This is a genomic window from Paenibacillus sp. FSL R5-0914, assembly GCF_038004525.1.
Classification (GTDB): Bacteria; Bacillota; Bacilli; order Paenibacillales; family Paenibacillaceae; genus Paenibacillus_AQ.
In genome coordinates, this window is sequence record NZ_JBBORH010000001.1 from 2056931 (window position 1) to 2077448 (window position 20518).

Consider the following 20518-nt stretch of genomic DNA (forward strand, 5'->3'; position numbering starts at 1 on the left):
GGAGACAAAGGCCGTTACCCTGTTCGGCGTAGTACATAAACTGTGATGTAACCCTCAGCCTGACGAATAGGCTCTGTAAGGAAGGTGGATGAGCATGAAGCCCAAACGTACTTCTGCCCGCCGCACGGGACGGCGGGTCTCTCGGATCAAACGGCGGACTTCACGCCCAGTGCGGCAAGTCGCCGCAATCCCTATCGTTAACCATCCAAATCCCTATGTTTCTGTTATTATTCCTGCCATGAACGAAGCGAAGACCATTGCGGGAGTGATATCCGGAGCTAGAAGGGTCCATCCGCGCTGCGAGGTTATTGTAATCGTCAACGGATCAGCCGATCAAACGGCAGAAATTGCCCTTTCGCTTGGTGCGCATGTTATTTCCTATGAGTTGCCGCTGGGACACGACGCTGGTCGCAGTGTCGGAGCAGAGGTAGCTAAGGGAGAGGTTCTCTTGTTTACCGATGGAGATTTAGTGATTCCTGCCTCGGGGCTACGTCCTTTCGTCACCGCCATTAGTGGTGGCGCAGACATAGCGCTTAATGATTATTCCGGACCGGTACGGAGACTTTCGCCCCATCCGGTGGTGCTGTCCAAACATGCACTTAATATTTTGCTTGGCCGTCCGGATCTAAAAGGATGTTCGATGACGGCGGTTCCGCACGCAATCAGCCGAAGAGCGCTTGAAATCTTAGGGAGTCAATCATTATCTCGTCCCCCTCTGGCACATGCTCAGGCAGTTCTGAGTGGTTTACGTGTGGTAGCTGCTCACAAAGTGCATGTAGGGAAACTGAATGCGGTCAGACGTAAGGAAGATGGCACAGATCCTTTGCAGCAGTTGATTACAGCAGATCATATGGAGGCTGTATCCCTCTTGCTTGAACACCGGGGAAACAGGGCGGGGTTCAGCGACGGAACCCGGCGCAGAGAGATGGTGAGATGATGGTTGCTCTGTTACAAGTATCTGGTAGCTCTGCCGTTCGACGAGGAACAGCAACTCGTACGGTAAAGAAAAGTTCAGCATCTAGTCAGGCCAAAACAACACTGGCACCCCGCCAAAGGGTAGCGAATCGTTCGGTAAAAAGAGGCACCCCTACCGCTCGGCCACCGATTCTGTCTCGGCAATCCAAGGTAGGTCGCGAGGTGCTGAATTTACCGAGCTTACGTGGGACCTTGTCAGTTATTATCTCCGCGCGTAACGAGGAGCAGACCTTGGGACGTCTGCTGCAACAGGTATCGCGGCTGGGACCTACTGAAATTATCGTCGTGCTTAACGGTTGCAGCGATAGCAGCTTTCCCATTTCCAGACAACATCGTCAAGCTATAGTTGTGCATTGTCCGGAGTCAGTTGGACATGATGTAGGGCGGGCTATTGGTGCGAAGCTGAGTCGAGGAGATATTCTGCTCTTCCTGGACGGAGATATGGTTATCCCTGCATCTCAGCTCGGATTATTCACAGCTGCTGTAGATGGTGGAATTGACGTGGCTCTTAATGATTTGGATCCACTGATGCCTTCTTTTGGATTATGCGATGATGTTACTCGCAGCAAGCTGTTTCTGAATTATGCTCTTGGACGGTACGATCTCGGAGTTAGCTCTATGACGGCTGTTCCTCACGCGCTTTCACGGAGAGCACTTGAGACTATAGGCTACCGTGAATTAATAGTTCCTCCTAAAGCCCAAGCTCGTTCTGTATTAGAGAAGCTAAGGGTGGAGAAAGTTGGAACGGTGAATGTGATTAAGCATAATCGGCTGCGTCAAGCGAACATAGGCGCTGGAAATGCTGTGGAGAAACTGATCATAGGGGATCATGCAGAGGCTCTCCTTGAGGTGCTTTCCCGTCGAGATGACGGGGGCCTACTTAATAGCGAAAAGCAGCGTGAATACCGCAGACAAGTAGCCGCTTGGAGGAACCGGATATGACGATGACTAGTATTATTATTCCGACCTACAACGCGTTGCCACTGCTGCGGTCCTGTGTGGAATCGATACGTGCTTATACTCCACTGCCTTACGAGATCATCGTTGTAGATAATGCTTCATCAGATGGAACGGATGCCTATTGCCGCGCGAATCGTATAACGTTTATTTCATTGCCTGAGAATCGAGGCTTTCCATCCGCCTGCAATTTGGGTCTACTGCTAGCATCAGGGGATGATTTGTTACTGCTGAATAATGATGTGGTGGTTTCCCATAGATGGTTAACTAATCTGAAGAGATCGCTATATAGTGCTCCTGAAGTTGGTATTGTTGGGCCAGTGACAAACTATGCGAGTGGACGTCAACAGGTGAAGACTGATTATGAAAGTCTGTTAGATTTTCATAAGGCTGCAGAGATAACTAACCGTTCCAATCCTCAAAAATGGTTGGAGACTAAACGTTTGGTAGGATTATGTTTTTTATTCAAAAGAGAGCTACTTACTTCCGTAGGTCTGTTGGATGAGAGATACTCACCTGGACATTACGAGGATGATGACTATTGTTATCGCGCCAGGCTAAAGGGATACCGATTGCTCGTCGCAGGGGATTGCCTTGTACACCATGAAGGAAGTGCGAGCTTCAAGCAGGTATACCACACCGGGCTACAGGAGCTGGTGGAACGAAATCGTAAGCTCTTTATGAACAAATGGAATGTGGATCCAACGAGTTTCATATAAAGTGCAGATCCGAAGGCAAAGGACTTAGATAAAGAGGAGGAAAGTAAGTGAAAGGAGTCATACTGGCGGGCGGAACAGGATCCAGACTTCAACCGCTGACCCGGCTTATGAACAAACATTTGCTTCCGGTCGGCAAATATCCTATGGTCTGTTACGGCATAGATCGGCTTCGCCGGGGAGGGATTACCGACATTCTTCTGGTCATCAGCAAGCAATCTGCTGGTCTGTATACGGATTTTTTAGGCAGCGGTGCAGCATTTGGTGTATCTCTGACTTATAAGATTCAGGAAGCTGCTGGAGGCATTGCAGAGGCTCTCGATTTAGCAGAAGGATTCATTTTCCCTGGGGAACGGTTTGTCGTATTGCTTGGTGATAATCTGTTTATGGATGATCTGACGCCTTACGTGGAGAGCTATCTCCGGCAGCCTGAAGGTACAGCCAAGGTATTGCTGAAGCCGGTGGACGACGCACGTAGATACGGTGTTCCCGTGTTCGATAGTCAAGATTCCGCATGGATTGCTTATATCGAAGAGAAACCTGAGCATCCCAAGACCAAATTTTGCGTAACAGGTATTTATATGTACGATGAAGCTGTGTTTGACATCATCCGCCAAGTATCCCCTTCCAAGAGGGGGGAACTGGAGATTACCGATGTAAATAATATATATGCTGCTAACCGCAGGCTCAGCTATGATGTTCTCAAGGATTGGTGGAGCGATGCGGGGACGTTCCAGTCTCTGCGGGAGGCGGGAGAGAAGCTGAAGGATGCACTGCCATAAGTGGCAGCGGTAACGTGGAGTGGCCGGACTTGGGTCGGGCACTCCTTTTTTATAAACTATAAGAAAGTATATCTTTCACCATACTTTGCTTATATTTCTACGAGAAACGGGGGTCGTCCTTATGGACGGCTCCCGTTTTTTCTTGATTGGCGCAGCAGTCCGGACGAAGGACCTGATCTCAAGCTTGCGTAGAGATATTATCTTCATCAACCCGGTTCTGTTTGCGGTATTTGAGCGGTGAGGTTCCGGTCATGGTTTTAAATACTCTTCCAAAATGGGTCAGGTTACCAAATCCTGCACGCTCAGCGATTTCCGAAACGGTTAATTTGGAGTCCTGCAGCAGAGAGCGGGCTTCTTTGAGGCGGGTGTTATTTACATATTCGCTGAAAGTAAAACCGGTTGTGTCCTTGAACGTTCGGCTTAAATGGGAGGTGCTTATGGAGAACCTGTCCGATATGTATTCCAGAGACAGAGGCTCAGCGAAGTTACCGTTGATGAAATGGATGATTTGGGAAATTTTCTTATGGGTCCGGTTCGTTTCTACAAAATGCTCGTTTTGATCCGGAAGCTTTTTTCGTTGGATGAAGATCAGCAGCTCCATCAACAGGATTTTCCGATAGTAGTCGAAATTTGGAGGTCTCTTGGTGTCTTCATGAATCAATTTGCTAAAAAGATTTTCGACAAAGATCTGGTCGTTGCCGCTTAACTTGATCGCATTTGATCTGGAGTGAAAGCAGGAGAAGAGGTCACATGGAAGAGGGCTGTCCGCAAAAAAGTCACGAAGGAACTCCCTTTTAAACAATAAAGTAACTCTTTCGTACATCGTACCGTTTACATTAATCAGTCTGTGCAGGTCATTAGCGTTAATGAACAATAAAACCCCGCTGACGATTTGAAAGGTTCGGTCTTCTATAAAATAGTACAGCTCTCCAGACACTAAGTAGAGAATTTCATAAGCATCGTGATAATGATTTGAAGGCATACTTGAGACATTTTTTTTCTCTCGGCTAATGTGAAAGGGATCAGACTTATAGAAGTTCATTTCCAGGGGTGTCATCTCCAATCCGGCGGGAATGATCCTCGCAGAAACATGATCCATACCTGAATCAATCGTATCACGTTCATTGACCTGTTGAACAGGATAGAAATTAAATAGCGGTAAAAGTAGAAAATCATTAACAATAACAAAATATGCAGAGATTGAATAGAAATGAATGCGCTATATTTACATATAAATCGTATTTAAGGAGGGGAAAAGAAAATCAGGGTCCGCTGCAAGTGAAAGTTAAAGCGCTTAAACTATTATCTGCGAAAAGAGGGAACGAGAGTGCAAAAGAAGGGTCATTTGAAAAGAAGGCTGCACCAATCCATTTCTTTGTTGCTCGTGCTTATACTGCTGCCATTCCAGATTGCAAATGCTGCACCTGCACCAGATGCTGTCGGTTCAGATTCAATAACCGGTGTAAAGACGATTGCCGAATGGGTGTTTGATGAGGCCGCTGAAAATGTGGGGGTAATCTCGGCTACATACGGTATCTATGAGACAGCGTCTACTTTTCGCAATGTAGGCGGTGTGTTCGAGGATGTGGATGTAAGTAAGAAAGCGATCAGCTATCAGGGCTGGGACAATGGAAACGGGAAAAAGTATTGGCTTGCTACCGTGTCTACAACCGGGTTTGAGAAGATCACCTTATCCTCTGAGCAAAATTCATCCGGGTCAGGTCCGCGTGATTTTAAAGTGCAGACGAGTGTAGACCGACAAACGTGGGAGGATGTGCCGAATACGAATCTTAAAATGGCCGTCTCCAGTTTTGATTGCCCGGGAGATACCTGCAGATTGGTGAATACTCCCCTTCCGAACAGCAATGATCGGGAAATATTATATATTCGCTGGATCGTCAGCTCCGATAGCAACACCAGGGGGAATGATGAGGGCATAGGGGGTTCAGGTTCCAGTAGAATCCGAAATATCAAGGTGTCCGGCGAGCCGATCCCGGGGAAAGAACCTGTCATTCCTACCGTAGATCTTGTCCAGCAGCCTTCAGACGGTTCTGGAAATGTGTCTCCCGAAGCTCCCGTTGAAATCAAATTCAACAAGGCCATTGCCCTTGATCCGGGTTATGCTGTCCGATTTTCCGATGAGAACGATCAACCGGTTGATGGGGTTACACTTGAAGTCTTAAACAGAGATACTTTGCGGATAAACCATCCTCCGTTGACTTATGGGAAGTCTTACACGGTAACTATACCCAAGGAGCTTATCAAGGGGGCAGATCTTGTGCCTCTAGTTCGGGAAGTTTCCTGGAGTTTTGGCGTTCAGGATTCGCCTCTTGCTCCAAAATCCATCAATATGACGTTTAACGGAGATCCAAAGACGAGCATTGCCTTGGCCTGGTACACGGATGCAATGACGGATACTGTGGTACAGGTTATAGAAGCCTCAAAGGTTATGGGGAACATTTTCCCGGAGAACGGGGCTTTGACTTATCAGGGAGAGGCCGAAGAAATTGAGACCTTTATGAGTAAAAGCGACAGAAGCACGAACCATAAAACGAAATTTATTAGTCATAAAGTCATTGCAGACCAGCTTCAACCGGGAACAGCTTACAAGTTTCGGGTAGGTAACGGCAAATCAGGTGATTGGAGCTCTATCGGCTCGTTCACTACCGATGCTGCCGGCCACCAGCCTTTCCGTTTTATCGCCGGTTCCGATTCACAGGCTTCCAGCAAGTCTGACTTTGAGCCTTGGGGTGATACCTTCCGGAAAGCAGTTGATTATATAGGCGACCCTAAATTCCTGATCAGCGCCGGAGATCTGGTGGATAACGGTGATTTGGAGGAGCAGTGGCAATGGATGCTCGGAGCAGCCCAGAATCAATTGCTGCAAGTGCCATATGTGCCTGTACTTGGCGGTCATGAGGTCATGGATTATGACGGAGACGAGACGACGCCGAATAACAACTTCTACAACCATTTCAACTTGCCGAAACAGGTTGTTGCTGATACTCATGAAGGCTCTGTGTATTCTTTTGAATACGGTGATGCACTCTATCTTGTCTTCAATTCGCAGTATTCGGGGGCACTTGCAGAGAATGGGAAAGAAGTGGAATGGGCAGATGACCAATTCTGGGACCAAGTGGCCTGGATGAAGAGTACGGTCGCCCGCAGCGACAAGAAGTGGAAGTTTGTTACTTTTCACAAAAGCCCCTATGCAGCAGGCGACAACTCTGCACAATGGGAAGACGATCGCGTCCAGTTTTACAAGAAATACCTGATTCCTGCCTTTGACGAGATGGGCATCGATATGGTGTTCGAGGCCCATGATCATATGTATATGAGATCCTTCCAAATGTACAATGATGAAGTTATTCCCAAGGAGAAGCTGACATTTGATGGAGAGGGCAATGCACTCAACCCCAAAGGCACGGTCTATCTCATGTCCAATGCATTCGGAAATAAATTCTATTATAAGAACAATCAATATGAACTGGATGAGAATGGAGAACCCCGCGAGATTCAGGACGAAAACGGGAATCCGGTTCCTTATGATGATTACTTTGCAGCCATCGACGAACAGCCGGAGAAGAAGATGTTTACGGATGTTTCCATCACAGACCGGGTGCTTTCCTTTACAGCATATACCGCAGCCGTAGCGGATGAGAATCAGCCGGACACCGTTGGCGACGGCCTAAAAGCATATGACAAGTATGGGATCAAGCGAACGGACACCAAGCCGGACCCGGCGGAAGCGGTGAAGGTGAAATTGAACGGCAGCAAGGCGGTTCTGACCTGGAGTGCACCTTCCGCAAGTACAGAACCTGTAAGAGGATTCCGGATTTATGAGAAGAATGACAAGGTGAAGACACACTGGAGTATATATGTGCCAGCAGCGGAAGGTCAAACGGAATACACCTACACGGTAGATGATATCAATCCTGCGAAAAAATATGAATTTATTGTCAAAGCGGTCGGCACAAGAATCAATTCAGATCCGGTCGAAGTCAGTACAATCGAAGGTCCAAGCGAGTCGGAGCCGCCTTCAGCACCTTCAGATTTAAAAGGCACTGCGGTTTCTCCTTACCAAATCAACTTGAAATGGACGGCATCGGCCGGCAATATTCAGGCAGCGGGCTACAACGTATACCGCAACGGCAGCAAGGTCGGCACGACGAAGGAAATATCCTATGGCGATACCGGGTTAACTCCGGATACGGCCTATAGTTATACTGTGAAGGCCTATAATGCAGAAGAGAAGGAATCGCTGGCGAGCAATACCGTTCAAGTAAAGACCAAACCTTCATCCACTGGAGAGGGTGTCCATAAGGCATTTCCGCAGCATACGTCTTATGTGGCCGGCTCCATTAAGCCGAATCACTTGACTCAGGCCCAACTGGACGCTACGGTAGGCAGATTATATAACGAGTGGAAAACAAAATATCTGAAACAAAATCCATATCAGTCAGACCAGTATTACGTGTGGTATAGCGACGGAGATTGGTTTGAGAATAACGAGATTACAGTTTCAGAAGCGCATGGCTACGGAATGCTGATTACCGCTTTGCTCGCGGGTCATGATCCGGAGGCTAAGAAGTATTTTGACGGGATGTATCGCTATTTCAGAGCACATCCAAGTGAAATCAATCCCGATTTAATGGCATGGCAGCAAGCGGATACCGGCACCGAAATTATTGATATCAATGGTGTGGATTCGGCAACCGACGGCGATATGGATATTGCTTACGCTCTTCTGCTTGCCGACAGCCAATGGGGCAGCAGCGGGGAAATTAACTACTTGTCCCAGGCCAAAAAGGTAATCAACGCTATTATGAAAAGCGATGTCAACCATTCCGAGTGGACATTGAAATTGGCGGATTGGGTCAGTGACAATGATTCCATGTTCGGCAATGCTACACGTCCTTCCGATTTTATGCTGCAGCATCTGAAAGATTTTAAAAATGTATCCGGAGACCTCAATTGGGATCGTGTTACCGATAAGACTTACAACATCATTAATAGTCTGTATGAAAATTACAGTCCCAAAGCCGGTTTGTTGCCGGATTTTGTATTCAAGGATGATACGGATGGGCAATACAAACCGGTAAGCCAGAAAATATGGGATACCCCGGATGGATACTTCCTGGAATCGGAAAATGACGGGGATTACAACTACAACTCTTCCCGTATTCCCTGGCGGATAAGTACGGATTATCTCCTGACAGGTGATAACCGGGCTAAAGAGCAGCTCAGCACGCTGAACCGCTGGATTCGGGCTAAGGCGGATAATGATCCGGCCAAGATCCTTGCGGGATATAAGCTGGACGGCACAGAAGCAATCAATGATTATGCAGACACATCCTTCTCCGCACCAATGATGGTCAGCGCCATGATCGATTCATCCAATCAGGAGTGGCTGAATAGATTATGGGATTATAATGCGGCTGTTTCCACCGAAGACGATTTATATTTTGGCAATAATCTGCGTCTGCTCAGCATGATTGTGGCATCCGGCAACTGGTGGACACCAACCATCGTTGATACTGAGGCTCCCATGGAACCAACAATAGAGAGAGCGGAAGCGGTATCCAGCTCTGCCATTGATCTAAAATGGACACCTTCCACGGATAATTTGGGAGTAACGGGATACAGGATTTACCGCAATGACGTTGAAATCAAGACCCTGGAGGCAACAGAATACAGAGATAGCGGTTTATCTGCGGATACCCAGTACAAATACTATATTATAGCTGTTGATGCAGCAGGAAATACGTCCAAGATAAGCAATGTGAGAATCGTATCTACATTAAAGGCCAGCGGGGACGGTGGCTCGGGCAGCGGTGGAGGTGGTAACCCGACTCCAACGCCAACGCCGGCAGCTCCGAAGCCAAGTGAAGGTCCGTCGACAACACCGGCACCAACACCGGAACTGCAGCCAAAGAAACCTGTTTTCAGTGATATCGGCAGTCATTTGTGGGCCAAAGAGGCTATTGAAGCTCTGGCGGCTAAAGGAATCGTTCAGGGAACGTCGAGTACTTCCTTTGAACCGGGCGCCAAGATGAAAAGAGCGGACTTTATATTGCTTCTGGTCAGAGCGTTTAATTTAAAGGCTGGTTTTGAAGTGAGCTTTGCGGATGCCGATCAGGACGCATACTATTATGAAGCGCTGGGAATCGCCAAACAATTGGGCATTGCCAGCGGAGTCGGCGGCAACAGGTTCAATCCGGGAGCAGAGATTTCCCGGCAGGATATGATGGTATTCATCGTAAGAGCATTGCAGAAGTCAGGAAAATTAGCAGAGGCCGGTTCCATCTCCGACCTTGGCAAATTTGCGGATGCCTCCAAAGTGGCTGATTATGCCGTGAAGGCAGTAGCCGTACTAGTCAGAGAGGGCATTGTCCTTGGTGACGGGAAATTGCTCCATCCAACGGGAGCTGCAACCCGCGCCGAAACGGCGGTTTTCTTTTACAGAATCATCAATAAATATTATTAATCCAAAAGACCAACAGCCCGTTCCAATGGACCGGGCTGTTGGCCTTTTATTTTCCATTTACACGGCCTGTTGCAATTTTCTAAAGTATCCTGAGTCCGCCAATCCGCTTGTTTAGAGACGTAACTTGCCTTTATATCCTCGGCACCGTCCCGGCTTCTGCCGCATATGCTGTAGCAGGGCGTTTGAGCAAAGGAGACATGAAGGTGCAGAATAAAATAACAAAAGTCCTGCAGCACATGGCCCATACGCACGAACAGATGGCGCGGATACTAGATGCCGAGCGCCACGTGGCTGTCCGTATGTCGCAAATTGTCCACGATCTGCCAGATGCAGATCCCGGTTTTGACGGTATCAGCGGGATGATCGAAAGCTCAACTCAAGTAAACAAGAATATTATTGCTTACTTGAATGCACTTGCAGATCTGGAAGAAGCGATGGCTGAAGGGGTAGGCAGAGTAATTAAGGAATTGAACGGCCAAGAAGAAGAGTAACGCTATAGGAGCAGGAGGCGGATGATGAGCAGAGAAAAGGCTTATCTGCAAATGCTGGAGTCGACCGCCACTATCCAGTGGAACATTGCAATGATTCTGGAAGCTAAGGCGGTTGAAGCTGAAAAGGTAAAACAGTGGGCACAACATCATATCCACGCTAGAGCTTTCGAATCTCATGAAGAGCAGCTGAAGGAATCCCTCTCCATTCACGAAGTTATCGTGGAAATGGTCGAAGGGCTGACTAAACTGGAGAATGGACTCTACAGCAATTTAAAAGCAGTGCTGGGCAGTGGTGAAGATGATGGTGGCGGGGAAGGTTTTGGAGACATGTCAGGTGATGGGTTCAGTTTTGGAGAAGACAGCAAATGAGCGGGGACCGTCTCTCTGAACATGCCGTCAAGCTGGAGATGATCCGCTCCATTTCGCGCAGTCAGGCTGCTTTGGCGGCCATCTTGGAGAGCATCGCCGAATTGACGGGGCAATCTGAGCTGACGGCCCGCAAATTGAGCGACAATATCAGAATCTTAAGTGGGTATCAGAGCGCGATGTGCCGGATGATGTCCGGGATTTCACTACATCAACCGAAACGGGGAATTCCTGCTGCGCCATGGCTGAGCAAGGCATACGCCGTAGGAACCTCCAGAGATCATGGAGCACAGGAGGAATAGAAGCATGAAGAAAAAGAGCCTTAGAACATTACGTTCAGGCAGAACCCGCAGACGCACACTACTGCTCTCGCGGAAAACGAAAGTGCGTAGAGGTCTAGCCCGCAAACCCCGCAGAGGACTTTCTCGGAAAGTCGTTCGTTATGGAAAGACGAAGAAGGGGCTTTTGGTACGAAAGAAAAGAAGACTCCGCCGCAAGCTTGTTCGAAAGGTGAGGGTTATACAAGCACCAGTTCATGTAGTGCCGGTTATCGAGGCTCCACCTGCCCCGCAGGTCATTCCGCTCCCCCCGGACCTTGGCGTTTCGCCGGAAACGCCACCGGCAGACGCCTTTCAGCAGGGGTACACAGAAGCATACAACGTGGGGTTCGACGCCGGTTTCGCCAAGGGCTTCGAGGACGGGCATAAGCTGGAGTTTAATTGAGCAGCGGCAGGTAAGTTAAGAGGAAGGGACCCGGAGATCTAATCTATGACGTGTTATTCTGATCTTTCGTGTCCCTCAGCTTAGAGGGATTGCATCCTCTCTGGAATCATCCTACTATCGGAATTTGTCTCCGAATATGATAGACTTCTAAAACGAGAATCTATTCAGAGGTTTTCAGATGTCGATAAGAAAGAGGGGATAGCAGGATGCAAGTAGGAAATGGGATCAGAAAAGCTAGACAGGATGAGATCGAAGAGATCATGGAATTGATCTCAAAATGTGTACAAGTTATGCAGGCCGCTGGAAGCGACCAGTGGGATGAGAGCTATCCGAATAAAGAGATTATCGAACTGGATATCGCACAGGGTACCTTATATGTATGTGAAGAAGATCAAGCTATCGCGGGTATTCTTGTACTGGATGAGAATGCTTCTGAGGAATATAAGAAGATCGAGTGGAAGCAAAATCAAGGGCCACATCTGATTATGCATCGTTTAGCAGTTCATCCACATATTCAGGGAAAAGGGATTGCGACTAGGCTAATTGCTTTCGCGGAGGATTACGCAGCGCGTAATGGTTACACAAGTATTCGGCTGGATACTTATGCGAAGAATACTAGAGCATTGGAAATCTATCCTCGCCTTGGTTATGACCATAGAGGTGAAGTGGGTTTTCCGAACCGCACGGCGAACTTTCCAGTATTCGAGAAGGTGCTGAAACCGGAACATAGTTAGGAAGCTTTAACATAAAAAAAGGTTCAGAGGGTTAACCTCTGGACCTTTTTTCTTTATTCCCTTAACGGCATGTCTGATATCGAGTATCGGTATTTTTTTGATCCCGGTTAAGGATAAGAAGCCTTCTACCGGATACGCCGATCAGGTAACGAACGTTAACGATATCTTCATCGCTCATATCATCAATGGACAGAACTGCTGTAAGGCGTATTCTTGTTGATGTGCGACCCGTAACGGTGAGTCTTCTTGGGATAAAAGCAATGGTTCCTGTATCTCCCGATATTACATAAAGCCTGTTGTTTCTAGAAACGGTTTTTAAATTACAGAACATGGTGTTGCTCATTGTAATGCCCCAGTACTTTCTAAAATACGAAATGACCTTAGCTCTGGTACTGAATCTAACCGGCAGACGATAATAATCGGCGCCATCAACGCGGATCACTCTACGAGAATCGGCAGAATCGTAGACCTCGAACCATACTTTTTCAGCAGCGGCGATGAATGCTTGCAACTCATTTGGGGTTTGAGAAATTGTTGGCATTTGATCTCCTCCTCGCTATTACTTTATTAAAAGCGAAGCTATCGGTTCGGGTGATAGGACGAGTATAAAAGCGGAACTTAAGAAACATTGATAAATAGCGTGGGAAATCATAATTAAAGTCATGTTTTATTACATGAAAATAGAGATAATCATTATTTTTAATTGTAAACAGATCTAATTAAGAAATTTGTGTTAGTTTAAATAACTTTTGTTGACATTAAACATGTCTTTGTCTTATGATTGATTTATTCAAATTTGGAATAGAATAGCTTCTCTTTTCGTATGTCCTTAATAATTGGTTTAAGGGTTCTCTACCGGAAACCGTAAATTTCTGGCTACGAAAATATGCTACGGCATATTTTTGTGGCCTTTTTGTGTTACACCGTGAAACGGCAAACGAATGAACAATGAGGGGGATAAGGACAATGGGGAGCATTCTGATCAAAGATGCTGAGATCATTACAATGAACAAACAGGAGGAAATTATTGTCGGGGATGTTCGAATTAAGGATGATATCATCGTAGAAATCGGCATTGGTCTGATCCCGCAGGGAGACGAAAAGGTCATCGATGCCACGAACCGTACGTTAATTCCCGGTTTTGTTCAGACGCATATTCATTTATGCCAGACGTTATTCCGTGGGAAGGGAGATGATCTGGAGCTTATGGACTGGCTGCGTAAACGGATTTGGCCGTTAGAGGCAGCGCATGATGAGGAATCCCTTTATTATTCGGCGATGCTCGGTATTGGAGAACTGATTTCCAGCGGAACCACTACGATTGTTGATATGGAGACTGTTCACCATACGGACTATGCTTTTCAGGCCATTGCTAAAAGTGGAATACGTGCTTTGTCCGGTAAGGTGATGATGGATCAAAAAGGAGGAGATGTGCCTGAAGCACTGCAGGAGGATACCGCTTCTTCTTTACAGGAAAGTGTGGATTTGCTTGAAAAATGGAATGGCTATGGCAATGGAAGGATTCAATATGCGTTCTCTCCGCGTTTTGTAATATCCTGCACCGAACCCTTGTTAACCGAGGTACGAGATCTCTCCGCAAGGTATGATGTGAAGGTGCACACCCATGCTTCTGAGAATTTAGGGGAGATTGAGATTGTACAGGCGATGACCGGGATGCGTAACATCGTCTATCTGGACCATCTAGGATTAGCTAATGAGCGCTTAATACTGGCGCATTGTGTATGGCTGGATGTTGAGGAGCGGCGCATATTGCGGGATCGTGGAGTTCATGTAAGTCATTGCCCTGGCTCAAATCTGAAACTAGCGTCTGGAATTGCTGATACACCGGGGATGCTCCATGATCATGTGTCACTAAGTCTGGGTGCTGACGGTGCACCGTGCAATAACAATCTGGATATGTTTAATGAAATGCGGCTCGCGGCAATTATTCAGAAGCCTCAACATGGACCTACGACGATGGATGCCCGCAGTGTATTTCGTATGGCAACTATAGGTGGGGCAAAAGCGGTAGGGATGGAAGATAAGATCGGTAGTATCGAGGTGGGTAAAAAAGCAGACCTAGTGCTCCTGAATCTCTTCAGTTTCCATACCTTCCCCTCCTATGACGTAGATCCCATCTCTAGAATTGTATATTCAGCTACCCGGGCAGATGTGGAAACTACGATTATCGACGGGGAGATTGTGATGGAAAGAGGTCTGCTGAAGACTGTAGATAAGGAAGTTGTGTTAAATGAAGCGAACCGTTCTATTAAAAGATTGCTTAAGTATACTTCAATCGTCTGAAGATTGATCAACTCATAGTTAACAGGGATGTTCCAATGCCGAAAGAGCAGCGGGGCATCTCTTTTTTTGAGTGGAAGATAATTCTACCATTTTGATAAAAAAAGTAAGTATTGTTATACTAGAACAACCTGATATTTTACAAATTACTAGAATAGATTTGATATTTCGAACAAATGAACATGTAAGAGGGGATTATAAGTGAAAAAGCAAGGGCCGGATCGCGCCCATTTTTTTATCGTTGTTATATTGTTATGGTTAAAGCTGTTGCTTCTGAGAGTGTTGTTCTTTGATAGAATTGCTTGGGAATGGATTGCAGCGGATGTAGCGCCAGTCCTTTTTATTATGGGGATTTTAACGGTGATTACGCCATCTAGGGTGAGAACAACCGTCTATTGGATATTTAACGGCTTTTTATCGCTGTTGCTGTTCGCAGCCGCTGTATATTTTAATCACTTTGGTTCTGTTCCAACCTACCTGGCCTTATCTGAAATCAATCAGGTATTTCAAGTGAAGGCAAGCGTAGAATCTACCATAAAGAGTATTGATTACTTATTCTTCGTGGATTTTGTCATCTTCGCTATCTATGGTTTGATTCGCAGATGGAAACAAGGAAAGACCTACCCGCGTGAACGCTTTAGTTCCCGGAAGACAGGATTCGTGCATGTGGTGGTGATTCTGGTATCCATTATTGGAGGCTTTTCTTTATCGGCATATTCTGTCCACTCTGCACGGGGGATTACAAATGAGCTTGTACAGGCGGAAACTGCCGGATTTCTAAATTATGAAGTCGTTGCGGCGATTAAGATTAATGAAGATAACAATCTCATTGGAACGGGTGATATTAAGGATACGATTGCGAAGGTTGACGCGCTGCAATATTCTTATCCATATAGTGACAAGCCGGCGGGTACGACTCCTGATTATTTTGGCTCACAAAAGGGTAAAAATGTAATTGTGCTACAATTAGAAGCTTTTCAGAATTTCCCACTACATCAATCCCTGGATGGTCAAGAATTGACGCCAGTCATGAATAAGTTAGCGGATGAGGGCTTTTATTTTCCTCATGTTTACCAGCAGATTGGTCCAGGGAATACATCTGACGCTGAATTCATGAGCAATACGTCTATTTATCCGATTGGTACTTTGGCCATGTCTACCGGATTCGGGGACAGAGAATTGCCAAGCTTACCACGACTGCTAAGAGATAAAGGGTATGAGGCATACACCTTTCATGTGAATAAAGTAGGGTTTTGGAATCGGAATGAGCTATATCCGGCGCTTGGGTTTAATGGTTATTATGACAAAGATTATTTTACGAATGATCATTTTAATGCGTTTGGTGCTTCCGATGAACAACTGTATATTACGGGTGTCGAGAAATTGACAGAGCTGAAGAAGAAGGGAACTCCCTTCTACGCACAGATGGTGACAGCATCCAGTCATCATCCTTTCAAAATCCCAGATTCCTTTAAGAAAATCACTGTGCCTGATAATTTGAAGGATACGATGCTTGGTGATTATTTGACTGCTATAAACTATACTGATTATGCCATAGGTACTTTAATAGAAGGTTTGAAAGAAAATGGATTGTGGGATAACACTGTTCTGGTCATGTATGGCGACCACTTTGGCCTGCAGCCTCAGGACGTTCCGCCAGAGCAAGTGGAAAGTGCACTTGGTGTTCCATATGATTCCCGGATCAGCCGCTTTAATATTCCACTCATTGTGCGTGTGCCGGGAATGGAGCAAGGGAAGGTAGTAGAGCGTACGGGAGGACAACTAGATATCCTTCCTACGATTGCTAATTTAATGGGTGTTTCACTACAACAAGAAGGTTATACAGCCTTTGGTCATGACTTGCTCAACATTGATCGTAATGTGTTAGGGATGAGATATTATTTGCCTTCCGGCTCCTTCTTTAATGATGACATTCTCTATGTCCCTGGAAAAGGATTTGCAGATGGTGAAGCTGTGTCGCTGGATACGCTCAAGCCGGTAACGGACTTCTCGAAATATCAGAGCGATTATGAGTATGTATTGAAGCTAATGAATTTGTCCGACGAATATGTGAAGCTGTTACCACAGAGATAGGGGGAATCATGAAAAAGTTCTGGAAACCGGAGTATCTCGTAAGCCTTGCCGGCTGCGGTCTCATTATTTATCTGCTATTCGTAGGACCTTTTATTGGGGTTGCTGATAATGGAGATTTCCTGCGTATGATGAATACCATCGGTCTGAACTACTATGATACTGCAGCATCGTATACCGACCAGTTTTTTAATTTTAGCCATTCTCGTTTTGCGTATGAGAATTTGTTTAGGGGCTTCTATCCTTCTTCACAGATTTTGATTGTGCTTGTACCGAGGTTGATCGGCGGGCTCATACATGGCAGCTTTTTTGATGTTAGATTGCTCGGTGCAGTTTACGGTCTTCTTTTACTGGTGGCGACCTGGCTGCTGGTGAAGTACAATGCTCGCGGCTCTTATGTTACGGGGCTGCTGCTAGGTGCAGCTATTTTGTTTGTATTCTATGATATTGGGTATTTGGCATACTTTAACTCCTTGTTTGGAGAACCGGTATCGATGGTGTTTATGCTGTTGACCTTTGCACTGGGGTTAAGACTCACTAGCCAAGAAAAGCCTACGGCTAAGGGGTTAACCTTATTTTTTATTGCGATACTGTTTCTGGTCACCTCTAAAATTCAGAATGCGCCGATTGGGATTGCCTTTGCATTGATCTTCCTGCGGTTTATGACGCTTGATGGTGAGCGAAAATGGAGAAAGCTGGCCTTACGCTTTTCGATTGCGATATTTCTGGTATCCATCGTTGTGTACGTGACGGCGCCAAAAGAGCTGAAGCATATTAACCTGTATCAGACTGTGTTTTTTGGGATATTAAACGAATCACCAGATGTGAAGGGAGATTTGCAGGATCTCGGATTGCCGGAGCGGTTGGAGGTACTTGCGGGCACGAATTATTTTCAGACCGATACAGTGATCAAACAGGATGATCCTTCGCTGGTACCGGATTTCTACGACCGGGTATCCCATAAGGATGTATTGTTCTTCTACTTAAAACATCCAGGACGGTTAATAGATAATATGGAATATGCTGCTAGTAACAGCATGGCGATTCGTCCTTATTATCTAGGGAACTATGAGAAGGGTGAAAATAAGCCAGCAGGTGCATTATCGTACACTTACAGCGGGTGGAGCGAATTCAAGAACAAGCATATTCCGCATACGCTCGGATTTCTCACTATATTCTATCTGGTGTATTTTGCCGTGGCGGTGTTCCAATATTTCCGTAGTCGGGATGTTCGGGGAAGAGTTGCTGGTGAACTGCTGATGTTATTGGGACTGATAGGGATTTTCTCCTTCCTGGTTCCGATTCTTGGGGACGGAAGGGCTGACATTGGTAAGCATTTATTCTTGTTTAATGTGTGCTTCGATATGATGGTTGTAGTCATGTTCGGATGGGTTGTACACAAGGTAGTGGGAATTGTAAGACGTTAATTTATGGAACAAATCAAACAGCAAGTTTCCGATTATGGAGACTTGCTGTTTTTATTAAAATATAAGAATTTATATGTTCCATGTTGTAAATTATCCTTATATTTCTCGCTTAAACGCTTACCGTCCTTATAGGGACGTCGAAGGTGTTTATGCTTGTTCATCCTCTAATAGCTCACGCAGCATACCCTGGCGGTCATTCATAAATGCTTTGGTCACGGTATAGTGCTCTGTTTCCTCCAAGGCGACAGACCTTATGCCCTCACCTTCTAGAAGAAAAATCTCAGCTTCCGGATAGGACATTAGAATGGGAGAATGGGTCGCGATAATAAACTGTGAATCCTGTTGCACTAGCTCATGCATACGCACCAGCAGAGACATTTGCCGTAGAGGAGATAGAGCGGCTTCAGGTTCATCGAGAATATAAAGACCACGCCCTCCAAAACGATGAACGAACGCTGCGAAAAAAGACTCTCCGTGAGACTGCTCGTGCAGGGATTTACCACCGTAGGAGTTCTTGATCGGTGGGCTGAAACCCGGTTGTTCATCTAATTCATCAATGTAAGAAGCCACATTATAATAGCTCTCCGCGCGTAGAAAAAAGCCGTCCTTTGGACGTCTAACCCCTCTAGCAATTCTAAAATACTCATAGAGACTCGAATGAGAGGAACGAGTGTTAAAAGAGAAGTTAAGTGTTCCACCTTCAGGGTTAAAGCCCCACGCAGCAGCAATTCCCTCTAGCAATGTAGATTTCCCTGTGCCATTCTCCCCGACAAGAAAGGTTACTGGCTTTTGAAAAATAAGCCGATCCAGTGTTCTTACGGCTGGCAGATGAAATGGATAGGCTTGGAATGATGGAACCTGATCACGAAGTAGTTCTGCATGGCGCAAGTACAACGTGGTGTTATTCATAGTGCCCCCCCTTGTGAATGCCATAAATAATCATTTCCGCTCAGATATGACGAGATGTAAGTCTCAAGCTAGACCTTTATAGTGCGTGTTCTAAAAGTACGGTTTTCAGCACCGAGAAGATTGAAAGAAGGTTGAAACAGAGGAGCGGAGCGTAGTGGAAGCTACGTGAGCACCGGAAGTTTCGCCTGAATTCAATATTCGATGTCGAGTAAGCTTCTTGGGCTACTTCGTGATCAAAAGCGGACTTTTTGAACAACCTCTTATAGTATACCAGCATCCTGTGAGTGGATGAAATCATCTAAGGTTCGGGCAAGCCGGGCAAAAGACAGGGGACATCTGCCAATTTAGTTCTAGTAAAGACAGATGTCCATGAGGCGAGTGCTGACTCCGCATATAGTTATACTGTCTTGAGAATACGACGGGGCAGGGTGAAGGCCGTGAAAGCGAGAAAGAGAAAAAAACACAAGCATCCGCGAGAATATCGCGACGGTTATCACGAAGGATATCGTCTTGGCATGTGTGAGGCTGTGCAGCGTCTGAATACTCCAGGGGTCGAAGCTTGCCGACCATTTAAGTTAATGTATGTTCCTCAAGGATTTCAGGCGATCGACACTGGCGTAACGGAGGCGCTGCAGCAGCTTGTAAGTGAGCTTGTAATAAGTACTCCTGAAACGATGCTGGAAACCGCGGCACGGGAAATGCCTGGGGCAGTGCTAGTGATGAATGGGCTTCATGTATTCCCGGAAAATCATTTAGAACAGATTTCGGAGATAAGAAAGCTAGGCATCCCAACCGCCATTTGGTTTGTGGATGATCCTTATTTTACAGAGGACACTTCAGTCATTTGCAAGCATTATGATCACGTATTTACACATGAGCTGGGTTGCGTAGAGTTTTATCAATCCCTTGGGGTGTCATCGGTTCATTATTTGCCACTGTGTGTCAATCCAAAGATGTTCTACCCACGGCGTACCGGCCCGCAATATCAGTATGACATTGTATTTATTGGTAATGCATTTCGTAATCGGACAGAGCTGTTCGACGAACTGGCACCTTATCTTAAGGGGAAAAAAGTGCTTATCGCTGGGGGGTTCTGGGAACGCCTCGCAACCTATGATCAACTTACACCTTTTATCAGCAATGGCTTTATCCCGCCTGAGGAGACAGCCAACTACTACAGTGGCGCAAAAATAGTCATTAATATTCACCGCCCGTGGGAAGAGGGTCAGGATAACCGGAATAGCTACCGCCTTCCTTCACGCTCCATTAATCCGCGCACCTATGAGATCAGCGCCTGCGGTACTATGCAGCTTACGGATGTTCGTGAGGATTTGGGCAATTATTATCGGCCTGGTTATGATCTGGATACTTTTGGCTCCGCTAAGGAACTGCAGCAGAAGATTGAGTACTATTTGAAGCATGAAAAAGAGCGGCGAATCTATGCTTTACGGGGATTACGGACTACCATGCGAAACCATACATTCACTGCGCGTTTGCCTCATTTGCTGAATGTAATTGCTTCACGTGTATGAAATCTATAACGGGATAAAGGAGCGAGG

The 20518-nt window shown here is 46.2% G+C and carries 17 protein-coding genes and 1 riboswitch; of the genes, 14 read left to right on the forward strand and 3 right to left on the reverse strand.

The features are described from left to right. Window positions 1-94 precede the first annotated feature (94 nt). The 4 genes from MKX60_RS09050 to MKX60_RS09065 are packed head-to-tail and all read left to right on the forward strand — an operon-like array spanning window position 95 to window position 3430. Window positions 95-937, forward strand: a complete 843-nt coding sequence (locus MKX60_RS09050; protein WP_305953491.1) for a glycosyltransferase family 2 protein — start codon at window positions 95-97, stop codon at window positions 935-937. Next, the gene (locus MKX60_RS09055; RefSeq protein ID WP_341059550.1) at window positions 934-1917 is read left to right on the forward strand and encodes a glycosyltransferase family 2 protein; all 984 of its coding nucleotides are present in this window, start codon (window positions 934-936) and stop codon (window positions 1915-1917) included. The genes MKX60_RS09050 and MKX60_RS09055 overlap by 4 nt, the downstream gene beginning before the upstream one ends. After that, entirely contained in the window at window positions 1914-2651 is a 738-nt protein-coding gene (locus tag MKX60_RS09060; RefSeq protein ID WP_341059552.1) for a glycosyltransferase family 2 protein, read from the forward strand. The genes MKX60_RS09055 and MKX60_RS09060 overlap by 4 nt, the downstream gene beginning before the upstream one ends. A 47-nt stretch (window positions 2652-2698) precedes the next feature. Then, the gene (locus tag MKX60_RS09065) at window positions 2699-3430 is read left to right on the forward strand and encodes a sugar phosphate nucleotidyltransferase (protein ID WP_042191506.1); all 732 of its coding nucleotides are present in this window, start codon (window positions 2699-2701) and stop codon (window positions 3428-3430) included. 178 nt (window positions 3431-3608) lie between these two features. On the opposite strand, the gene MKX60_RS09070 is transcribed toward MKX60_RS09065, so the two are convergent. Beyond that, on the reverse strand, window positions 3609-4472 hold the full coding sequence (locus MKX60_RS09070) for an AraC family transcriptional regulator (RefSeq protein ID WP_341059554.1): 864 nt from the start codon (window positions 4470-4472) through the stop codon (window positions 3609-3611). Window positions 4473-4757: 285 nt separating this feature from the next. On the opposite strand from MKX60_RS09070, the gene MKX60_RS09075 reads away from it, so the two are divergent. The 6 genes from MKX60_RS09075 to MKX60_RS09100 all read left to right on the forward strand — a co-directional run bounded on the left by MKX60_RS09075 (window position 4758) and on the right by MKX60_RS09100 (window position 12231). Further along, window positions 4758-9917 carry a glycosyl hydrolase family 8 gene (locus MKX60_RS09075; RefSeq protein ID WP_341059556.1) on the forward strand — a complete coding sequence of 1720 codons (5160 nt, stop codon included), beginning with the start codon at window positions 4758-4760 and terminating at the stop codon, window positions 9915-9917. Between the two features lie 203 nt (window positions 9918-10120). After that, complete coding sequence (locus tag MKX60_RS09080; protein ID WP_042191504.1) at window positions 10121-10408, forward strand: hypothetical protein; 288 nt, start codon at window positions 10121-10123, stop codon at window positions 10406-10408. 24 nt (window positions 10409-10432) lie between these two features. Continuing rightward, entirely contained in the window at window positions 10433-10777 is a 345-nt protein-coding gene (locus MKX60_RS09085; protein ID WP_042191502.1) for a hypothetical protein, read from the forward strand. Next, entirely contained in the window at window positions 10774-11076 is a 303-nt protein-coding gene (locus MKX60_RS09090; RefSeq protein ID WP_042130853.1) for a hypothetical protein, read from the forward strand. The genes MKX60_RS09085 and MKX60_RS09090 overlap by 4 nt, the downstream gene beginning before the upstream one ends. A 4-nt stretch (window positions 11077-11080) precedes the next feature. Continuing rightward, a complete protein-coding gene (locus MKX60_RS09095; protein ID WP_076285968.1) occupies window positions 11081-11497 on the forward strand; it encodes a hypothetical protein in 417 nt (138 codons plus the stop codon). Window positions 11498-11703: 206 nt separating this feature from the next. After that, window positions 11704-12231 carry a GNAT family N-acetyltransferase gene (locus MKX60_RS09100; protein ID WP_042191497.1) on the forward strand — a complete coding sequence of 176 codons (528 nt, stop codon included), beginning with the start codon at window positions 11704-11706 and terminating at the stop codon, window positions 12229-12231. Between the two features lie 61 nt (window positions 12232-12292). Here MKX60_RS09100 and MKX60_RS09105 read toward each other — a convergent pair whose 3' ends face one another. Further along, a complete protein-coding gene (locus MKX60_RS09105; protein ID WP_076285969.1) occupies window positions 12293-12772 on the reverse strand; it encodes a DL-endopeptidase inhibitor IseA family protein in 480 nt (159 codons plus the stop codon). A 258-nt stretch (window positions 12773-13030) separates the two neighbouring features. Beyond that, window positions 13031-13130, forward strand: a riboswitch (purine riboswitch). 67 nt (window positions 13131-13197) lie between these two features. On the opposite strand from MKX60_RS09105, the gene MKX60_RS09110 reads away from it, so the two are divergent. From MKX60_RS09110 to wsfD, 3 genes are all read left to right on the forward strand, one after another. Continuing rightward, a complete protein-coding gene (locus tag MKX60_RS09110; RefSeq protein ID WP_341059558.1) occupies window positions 13198-14535 on the forward strand; it encodes a 5'-deoxyadenosine deaminase in 1338 nt (445 codons plus the stop codon). A gap of 198 nt (window positions 14536-14733) precedes the next feature. After that, window positions 14734-16626: an LTA synthase family protein gene (locus MKX60_RS09115; RefSeq protein ID WP_341059560.1), complete on the forward strand. Its 1893-nt coding sequence runs from the start codon at window positions 14734-14736 to the stop codon at window positions 16624-16626. An 8-nt stretch (window positions 16627-16634) separates the two neighbouring features. Further along, window positions 16635-18050, forward strand: coding sequence for a glycan biosynthesis hexose transferase WsfD (gene wsfD, locus MKX60_RS09120; protein ID WP_341059562.1), 1416 nt, complete (start codon window positions 16635-16637; stop codon window positions 18048-18050). 147 nt (window positions 18051-18197) lie between these two features. Here wsfD and MKX60_RS09125 read toward each other — a convergent pair whose 3' ends face one another. Next, on the reverse strand, window positions 18198-18959 hold the full coding sequence (locus MKX60_RS09125) for an AAA family ATPase (RefSeq protein WP_042191487.1): 762 nt from the start codon (window positions 18957-18959) through the stop codon (window positions 18198-18200). Window positions 18960-19474: 515 nt separating this feature from the next. Between MKX60_RS09125 and MKX60_RS09130 the strand changes: the two genes are divergently transcribed. Then, window positions 19475-20491: a CgeB family protein gene (locus MKX60_RS09130; RefSeq protein ID WP_081383023.1), complete on the forward strand. Its 1017-nt coding sequence runs from the start codon at window positions 19475-19477 to the stop codon at window positions 20489-20491. Window positions 20492-20518 lie beyond the last annotated feature (27 nt).

Bases quoted from the DNA above. Each gene is read 5' to 3' on its own strand.
- MKX60_RS09050 (WP_305953491.1), top strand. From the start codon at position 95: ATGAAGCCCAAACGTACTTCTGCCCGCCGCACGGGACGGCGGGTCTCT.
- MKX60_RS09055 (WP_341059550.1), top strand. From the start codon at position 934: ATGATGGTTGCTCTGTTACAAGTATCTGGTAGCTCTGCCGTTCGACGA.
- MKX60_RS09060 (WP_341059552.1), top strand. From the start codon at position 1,914: ATGACGATGACTAGTATTATTATTCCGACCTACAACGCGTTGCCACTG.
- MKX60_RS09070 (WP_341059554.1), bottom strand. From the start codon at position 4,472: ATGAACTTCTATAAGTCTGATCCCTTTCACATTAGCCGAGAGAAAAAA.
- MKX60_RS09085 (WP_042191502.1), top strand. From the start codon at position 10,433: ATGAGCAGAGAAAAGGCTTATCTGCAAATGCTGGAGTCGACCGCCACT.
- MKX60_RS09090 (WP_042130853.1), top strand. From the start codon at position 10,774: ATGAGCGGGGACCGTCTCTCTGAACATGCCGTCAAGCTGGAGATGATC.
- MKX60_RS09095 (WP_076285968.1), top strand. From the start codon at position 11,081: ATGAAGAAAAAGAGCCTTAGAACATTACGTTCAGGCAGAACCCGCAGA.
- MKX60_RS09100 (WP_042191497.1), top strand. From the start codon at position 11,704: ATGCAAGTAGGAAATGGGATCAGAAAAGCTAGACAGGATGAGATCGAA.
- MKX60_RS09105 (WP_076285969.1), bottom strand. From the start codon at position 12,772: ATGCCAACAATTTCTCAAACCCCAAATGAGTTGCAAGCATTCATCGCC.
- MKX60_RS09110 (WP_341059558.1), top strand. From the start codon at position 13,198: ATGGGGAGCATTCTGATCAAAGATGCTGAGATCATTACAATGAACAAA.
- wsfD (WP_341059562.1), top strand. From the start codon at position 16,635: ATGAAAAAGTTCTGGAAACCGGAGTATCTCGTAAGCCTTGCCGGCTGC.
- MKX60_RS09125 (WP_042191487.1), bottom strand. From the start codon at position 18,959: ATGAATAACACCACGTTGTACTTGCGCCATGCAGAACTACTTCGTGAT.
- MKX60_RS09130 (WP_081383023.1), top strand. From the start codon at position 19,475: ATGTGTGAGGCTGTGCAGCGTCTGAATACTCCAGGGGTCGAAGCTTGC.